At 62.1% G+C, this 1044-nt stretch carries 1 protein-coding gene; it reads right to left on the bottom strand.

Annotated features, from left to right (window positions below; all coding sequences use genetic code 11):
- On the bottom strand, nucleotides 1-1001 hold a 1001-nt coding region (glgP, locus tag ACI94_RS02620), incomplete at its 3' end, for an alpha-glucan family phosphorylase (RefSeq protein WP_286681061.1).
- Nucleotides 1002-1044: the final 43 nt, after the last annotated feature.

Here is a 1044-nt window from a genome sequence, read left to right as displayed (position 1 = left end):
CGGAAGTACTTCGACATCAGGTCCTCGGGGAAGACGTCGTGAGCGGCGGGGACAGGGGTGTGGGTGGTGAAGATCGAGGTGCCCCGGACCTGCTCGCGCGCCTCCTCAAACGACATCCCGGCGACGATCCGCTCCCTGAGCCGCTCAAGCAGAGCGAACGCGGAATGGCCCTCGTTTAGGTGCATCGCCGAGTAGTCGATCCCGAGGGTATGAATGACCTTCCGCCCCCCGATGCCGAGCACCACCTCCTGCCGCAGCCGGCTCTCGATCTCCTTTAGGTAAAGGCGGTGGGAGATGCTCCGGTTCTCGGGAAGGTTCTCATCGATATGGGTATCGAGGAGGTAGAGAGGGACACGCCCCACCTGCACCTTCCAGACCGCAACGTGGATGGGAGGGTCGAGCAGAGGGACCTGGACCACGAGCTGGCGGCCGTTATCGTCGAGAACCCGGAGGACCGGGGCGGCATCGCGATCCAGGATCTCGGCGACGTTCTTCTGCCACCCGTTCGCCTCGATATGCTGGTGAAGATAACCCTCGGCATACATGAACCCGACAGCGACCGTCGGCACGCCGAGATCGCTCGCTGCTTTGATGTGATCCCCGGCGAGGACGCCAAGCCCCCCCGCGTAGAACGGAAGTGAGTGGTGCACTCCAAATTCGCTTGAGAGGTAGGCGATCGTCAGCGGCACCCGGCCGGGGTAGTGCTGCGCAAACCAGCTCGTCCTCGGCTCCATGTACTGCCGGAACCGGTGCATGATGATATCGTAACGGCGGAGAAATTCTGGATTCGTTGCCGCACGCTCGAAGTACCGGGGTGGTGTGTCCTGGAGCATCCTGACCGGGTTGTGGCGGCTCATCTTCCACTCCTCCCGGTTCAGCTGCTTAAAAAGGACGCTCGCCGAGGAATGCCAGCTCCACCAGAGGTTGTACGCGAGGTCGACCAGTCCGAAGATTCGCTCCGGGACATGGGCGAATCGGTCGTAGGGTATCTCCGTCTTCATCGTGCCGGGGCATTACCTGTCGCACCTGATAAGTGCTTCTGTC

The organism is Methanoculleus sp. DTU007 (assembly GCF_001512385.1).
In the GTDB taxonomy this organism is placed as follows: domain Archaea; phylum Halobacteriota; class Methanomicrobia; order Methanomicrobiales; family Methanoculleaceae; genus Methanoculleus; species Methanoculleus thermophilus.
Note: the sequence above shows the minus strand (reverse complement) of the source record. Positions and strands in the feature narration are given on the sequence as shown.